At 64.3% G+C, this 6,001-nt stretch carries 6 protein-coding genes; 5 read left to right on the forward strand and 1 reads right to left on the reverse strand.

Annotation, left to right across the window (positions count from 1 at the left end; translation table 11 throughout):
* Nucleotides 1-497 precede the first annotated feature (497 nt).
* Nucleotides 498-3,773, forward strand: a complete 3,276-nt coding sequence (locus G9373_RS30860; protein ID WP_167118541.1) for a protein kinase — start codon at nucleotides 498-500, stop codon at nucleotides 3,771-3,773.
* Between the two features lie 189 nt (nucleotides 3,774-3,962).
* Here the strand turns inward: G9373_RS30860 and G9373_RS30865 are convergent, their stop codons facing one another.
* A complete protein-coding gene (locus G9373_RS30865; RefSeq protein ID WP_133987113.1) occupies nucleotides 3,963-4,178 on the reverse strand; it encodes a hypothetical protein in 216 nt (71 codons plus the stop codon).
* 151 nt (nucleotides 4,179-4,329) lie between these two features.
* On the opposite strand from G9373_RS30865, the gene G9373_RS30870 reads away from it, so the two are divergent.
* The 4 genes from G9373_RS30870 to G9373_RS30885 all read left to right on the forward strand — a co-directional run.
* On the forward strand, nucleotides 4,330-4,632 hold the full coding sequence (locus G9373_RS30870; RefSeq protein ID WP_167118425.1) for a hypothetical protein: 303 nt from the start codon (nucleotides 4,330-4,332) through the stop codon (nucleotides 4,630-4,632).
* A 118-nt stretch (nucleotides 4,633-4,750) separates the two neighbouring features.
* Nucleotides 4,751-4,999, forward strand: a complete 249-nt coding sequence (locus G9373_RS30875) for a hypothetical protein (protein WP_167118542.1) — start codon at nucleotides 4,751-4,753, stop codon at nucleotides 4,997-4,999.
* Between the two features lie 258 nt (nucleotides 5,000-5,257).
* The gene (locus G9373_RS30880; protein ID WP_346842869.1) at nucleotides 5,258-5,791 is read left to right on the forward strand and encodes an enoyl-CoA hydratase/isomerase family protein; all 534 of its coding nucleotides are present in this window, start codon (nucleotides 5,258-5,260) and stop codon (nucleotides 5,789-5,791) included.
* Between the two features lie 32 nt (nucleotides 5,792-5,823).
* Nucleotides 5,824-6,001 (forward strand): NAD(P)-binding domain-containing protein (locus tag G9373_RS30885; protein WP_167118545.1); only part of this gene is annotated, 178 nt, incomplete at its 3' end.

Consider the following 6,001-nt stretch of genomic DNA (forward strand, 5'->3'; position numbering starts at 1 on the left):
GACCGCCCAGATGCGGTCGGGCCACTGTTTGGACCCTGTCACGCGGGTCGAAGCCGATCACGATCACCGTGTGTGCCTCTTCCGTGCTGGTGGACGGGGTATTCGTGGCTGGCATTCCGACTTTCGGTCACCGCGGGGGGTGATGTTCCTGTGTTGAGCCAAGCCGCGAACGGAGACCGCGGGAAGAGCAGAACCCTCTGTGAGCCAACCCCTCGGCCGGTCGGATGTCGGAAGCGACCCCGAGCCAGTCCCACGGTCCCCTACGGCACGTTACGAACCCGTCGGTTCGAACACGAGACCGCCACGCCGTACTCGTCGGAAGCGCCGGCCGTTGGCGTTGCCCTGTAGCTTCGACGCCTTCTTCAGTGCGCGGAGGGCCCAGGCTCGGTGCCACCATGCGTTGGGTAGTCAGCCAAACGTGGCGCTTGACACGTTACGAACGCGCGCCTTAACGTTATTAACCAGTCGTTTGGTAGATCTCGTGGATCGTATGTGCGATGAATGAAGGAGACCCCTTCGAAACACAGCGTGATGTCGGGCCGACCGTCATCACGGAACTGAGCGCCGCCGGGTTCGATGACACGGAGGAAATCGGGCATGGCGGCTTCGGTGTGGTGTATCGGAGCCTCGAAAGCGGCCTCGGCCGCACAGTGGCGGTAAAAGTTCTCACCGCCGACCTCGACGAGGAAAACCGCGCGCGATTCTTTCGCGAGCAGCACGCCATGGCCATACTGACTGGCCACCCCAATATCGTCGATGTTCTCCAGGTCGGTGGTACAGAGACCGGTCGTCCCTATCTCGTGATGCCGTACCACGAGAGGGGATCCCTCGACGAGCGGATCCGGAGTTCTGGCCCCCTGACCTTGGACGAGTCGTTGCGGCTCGGCGTGAAGATGGCGGGCGCGCTCGAGAGCGCACATGGGCTCGGGATCGTGCATCGCGATGTCAAGCCGGCAAACATCCTTTTCACGAACTACGGTGAGCCCGCCTTGGCGGATTTCGGCATCGCGCACGTGTCGGGCGGATTCCAGACCGCCACCGGCACTGTCACCGGTTCGCCAGCCTTCACGGCCCCCGAGGTACTCAAGGGTGATCGCCCCGGGCCGGCATCGGACGTCTACGGGCTCGGTGCCACCTTGTTCAGTGCGCTCACAGGGCATGCCGCCTTCGAGCGTCACAGCGGTGAACAAGTGGTCGCGCAGTTCCTGAGGATCGCCAGTCAGCCGGTGCCGAACCTGCGGGAGAACGGAATCGGCGACGACATCAGCGCCATTGTCGAGCGGGCGATGTCCCGCGACCCTGCCGAGCGGCCCACCGCAGCGGCACTCGGCGAAGAACTCCGCCTGCTTCAGGCTCAGCACGGGTTCCCTGTCAGCGAAATGGTTCTTCGCGTCGAGACGGTGTCCGGCCAGCTGAGTCCCCCGACGGAATTGACTGCAGAGCACAAGCCGGTGACGGTGCGGCCGAGTAGCGCAGTACCGCGTGCCGAGGGGAATCTTCCCGCCGAACTGACCAGCTTCGTCGGACGTCGTACCGAAACAGCGGAAGCGAAGTCACTGCTCGCGGTGTCTCGATTAGTCACCTTGACCGGTATCGGTGGTGTCGGTAAGACCCGTTTGTCCCTGCAGGTAGCCCAAACTGAGCGACGGCATTACCCCGATGGGGTATGGCTGGTCGAGTTGAGCGAGCTGCACAACGACGCGCTCCTGGTCGACGTTGTCGCGGCCAGTCTGGGGGTGCGGGACCGCTCGGGCAGACCACTGCTCGAGGTGCTCACTGCGTTCCTACGCTCGCGACAGCTGCTCATCGTTTTCGACAACTGCGAGCAGGTGATAGCGGGTAGCGCTGAGTTGGCGGACAGGTTGCTGCGGGAATGCCCCGAGGTGCGCATTCTTGCGACCAGTCGAGAGCCGCTCGACATCGGCGGAGAGTCGGTCTTACGGCTGGCCCCCCTGACTGTCCCCGATACTGATCATGCCCATGGACTGCGCGATCTACCCCGGTACGACTCGGTGCGACTTTTCATCGAACGAGCCGAGACAGCTGTGCCGGGCTTTGCGCTCACGGATAACAACCACGAGGCAGTGGCCTGTATCTGTTCGCGGCTCGATGGTTTACCGTTGGCGATCGAACTGGCGGCGGCACGGCTGCGGATGATGTCACCAGAGCAAATCCTGCAGCGGCTGACCGACCGGTACAGGCTGCTTACCCGAGGCGGGCGAAACGTACCTAGCCGGCAGCAGACCCTGCGATTGTGCATTGACTGGAGTTACGAACTATGTACTCCGATCGAACAACTCGTTTGGGCTCGCCTGTCGGTCTTCGCAGGGACCTTCGAACTCGCTGCCGCAGAGGATGTGTGTGGAAACAGTATCGAGCCCGACGACATCCTCGATGTGCTGTCTTCTCTCGTGGACAAATCAATCTTGATCCGCGAGGAAACCCGTGGGGTGATCGGCTTCCGGCTGCTCGAGACACTGAGGGACTACGGTGGGGAAAAGATCCAGCAGACCGGTGAGTACGAGCAGCTGCGCCGACGACACCGCGATTGGTACCAGCAGTTAGCCCGCGAGGCGGAGAAAGGTTGGATCAGCCCATGCCAGCTTGATTGGATCACTCGTCTAGAAAGCGAACAATCGAACCTTCGCGAAGCGCTGACATTCAGCCTTAGCGACGACGACGATAACCAAAGTGCCCTGCGCATGGTCACTGCACTGCACCCCTTCTGGCTCACCCGCGGGCTCCTCGGAGAGGGACGCTACTGGCTCGACAGCGCACTGGCCCGTTCACCTGGAGAGCAATCCATCGAACGCGCGAAAGCGCTCTACGCCGACTGCATGCTGACCGAACTGCAGGGCGATCTCGAAGCAGCATCCGACCCCATGCGGGACGAACGAGCTCGCTTCGGACAGTCGGCAGATCCGCTCGCCCACGCCCACCTCGCCCACGCCGATGGTCTGCTGGCGCTCTACAACGGCGAACTTCCACTCGCGCAATCCCGCCTACTGGATGCGCTCGCCGTGTTCGACGACGGGTGCGATCCATGCGCGCAGGTGGAAAGCCTGCTGCAGCTGGGCTGGGCATACCAGCTGGACGGTAAAGCCGTGCGGGCACTCGAGTTCTGCGAGAAGGCACTCGCGCTCACCGAGTCCAGGGGCGAAGCGGTGTACCGCTCGTATGCGCTGTTAGCGACCGGCGTTGCCGTGTGGCGCCAAGGTGATCGATCCCGTGCGACACGGCTACTCGAGGACGGACTCCGGCTCACCAGGATGAGAGATGACCCGCTCGTGACCGCAGCGTGTCTGGAGGCACTGGCCTGGATCGAATCCGCCGACGGCCACGCTAACCGTGCAGCCGTACTGATGGGGGCGGCAACGGCGCTTGGTCAATCTGTCGGTAGTCCTGCGGTTTTGATCCCCGGCCTGGCTGTTCACCACGATGATTGTGAAGAGGGCACCCGGCGGGCTCTCGGCGCGGGGGTCTTTGAGAAACTACGTCGCAAGGGCTCACATTTCGACGCTGACGCAGCCATAGCGTTCGCGCTCGGCGAGAAGGTACTGAGTACGCCGAAAGTAGAGCTCACCAAGCGCGAGCAACAGGTCGCTGATCTGATCGCTCAGGGGTTGACCAACAAGCAAATTGCTGGCCAGCTGGTAATTTCTCCACGCACCGCGCAGGGACACGTGGAACACATCCTGAGCAAACTCGGATTCACCTCGCGCACTCAAATCGCGACCTGGCTCGTCGAACATACTCGAGACGAGACCGACTAACGCCTGCCCCGCCGATACCCCGCCGCGGTTATCCCGAGTCGCCGCCGTCTCCGACGGCCTTCGGACCAAGACCCGGGCGTTGACACGCGACGCAAACCGAGTTCCGGTGCCTTCTACCTCATCTCATCCATGCATCTCCAACCTTGGCCACCGCGGCCGCTCGGGAGCATCAACAGCTGCCTCCAGTTGTCACCGGTAGTTGACGACTGTCCCGAGGTCGTGCGTCGTCGAATCCGGCTGCACGGCGGGCGGACTCTGCACACACATCTTCCGCCCGATCGTTGCCGCCTCGCCGACAACGAACGCGACAGGAACTGCGACCACCACCGACGCGAGGGCGATACCCGCGTCGACCGCCAGTCGTAGAACCCCGACACCATCGGCAAGGCGCTCCCGAAAACCCATATGTACGACCGCCTTCCTGCGATTGCACTATTCTACCGATCGTTTGTCAGGGTACGCGACGCGCGCATCACGAGGATCAGCGGGTCACAGGCGTCGATCAGGATCAACGGACAGAAGATCGGAAGATCATAGGCTCTACCCGGCCGCGGTCGTGGACTCCGACCCGATCGCGTTCCCCCACACCCGCACAGCGGTGGCATACCAACTGCGCACGCGCATCCACCTGGAACCACTCGCGGTAACCGACGCGCAAGCCCGGCTCACCGACCTCGGACAGCACGTACGCGACACCTGCGCCATGCTGCACAGCTTCCTGACCACCCACCCGAGCGACCGACCCTCCGAACGGGTCCGATCGGCCACCTTCGAGCAGCTCACCGACTACCTCCTCGACGCCGTCACCGCAGCACAGACCGCCGGCGTCCCCGAACAACGCATCTTCGACAGCATGTGACCACCGTCGACCCATCCTTGTCCGGCCGGCCCCGAACCTGGAGGTCCTGTGCTGTGGTCTCGGCTTCTTGACACCGAGACCCGGACCCAACACCGCCCACCAGAGGACAGGAACACAGATGTGGATTCTCTGGATCGGCGCCCTGCTGGTCGTCGGCGGCTCGACCGGTCTGGTCAGAGGGTGCACTACCCTCGCGCGCATCCTCTGTGCGCTTGCCGCGGTGGCCTTCGTCGCGGTTCTGGTCTCGGGTGTGCATTCGCTCCCCGGGTTCCTCGCCTTCGCCGCCGCCGTCTCGGTCACCGGCGGCCTTGTTGCGGTCACCGCACCCCGCAGCGAACGCCGGAACGCCGAGCGGCACACCGATTGATCGAGTGGGCCCATCGCGGTGGCGTCAGCGCACTCGCCAGATCCTGACCCGCGGCCGGTGTCCCCACCAATGGCGATGAACGTAGTGCCCGACAGCGACATCCCTGTTGTGTCGCACCGACTTTGCCTGCACCCACGTGTCAGTCGCCGATAGGTGTCCACGTGCGCGTCGCCCCTCGTGTTGCGGTCTCACGCACACCGGGCACGCGCTCGGCGCCACCGCGAGAGCTTGGTCCACTCGCGCCCGGAATCGACTGCGATCCCGGCGGACAGCGCGGACCACACGTCCGGCACATCGAAGTGCCCACACTGGTACATTCAGAAGCTGTCGGAAACCACGGTGGAGGCTGCGCTGGCCGCGTTCACCGAACCGGCACCGATCTCGGAGTTGCTGGCGCAGCAGGGCTGGATCGACGCCGCGTACTCCGCCGACAGTGTCGCCGAGATCGTCGCCCGGCTGCGTGGCAGCGGTGTCCCGGAGGCGGAGAAGGCGGCCGAGCAGGTCGTGTCGAAGTCGCCGACCGCGTGCGCGGTCACCCTGAAATCGCTGCGCCGCGCCCGGCAGGCCGGCAGCCTCGAGGACGTCCTCGACGACGAATTCCGGGTGTCCGTCGCCTGCCTGAGCTCACCCGACCTCGTCGAGGGCATCCGCGCGCAGGTCGTGGACAAGGACCGCAACCCGCACTGGTCACCCGCCACCATCGACGACGTCGACGACACCCGGATCGACGCGTTCTTCGCGCCGCTCGGCGACCTCGAACTCGGCCTGACGGCCCCGCAGCCGCAGCACTGACCACCAGCCACAAGCGTCCAGGAGGGACTGCTATGAGCACTACCGTCGGATTTCTGGGACTCGGCCACATGGGTGGTCCCATAGCGGCCAACCTCGTCAAGGCGGGGCACACGGTGGTCGGTTTCGACCTCGCGCCCGCCGCTCTCGAACAGGCAGTGAAAGACGGTGTCACCGTCGCCGATTCGGCCGTGGAGGCGGTGCGTGAGGTGG

Source organism: Rhodococcus sp. A14 (genome assembly GCF_011603105.1).
Lineage (GTDB): Bacteria > Actinomycetota > Actinomycetes > Mycobacteriales > Mycobacteriaceae > Rhodococcus_F > Rhodococcus_F opacus.

Bases quoted from the DNA above. Each gene is read 5' to 3' on its own strand.
- G9373_RS30860 (WP_167118541.1), top strand. From the start codon at position 498: ATGAATGAAGGAGACCCCTTCGAAACACAGCGTGATGTCGGGCCGACC.
- G9373_RS30865 (WP_133987113.1), bottom strand. From the start codon at position 4,178: ATGGGTTTTCGGGAGCGCCTTGCCGATGGTGTCGGGGTTCTACGACTG.
- G9373_RS30875 (WP_167118542.1), top strand. From the start codon at position 4,751: ATGTGGATTCTCTGGATCGGCGCCCTGCTGGTCGTCGGCGGCTCGACC.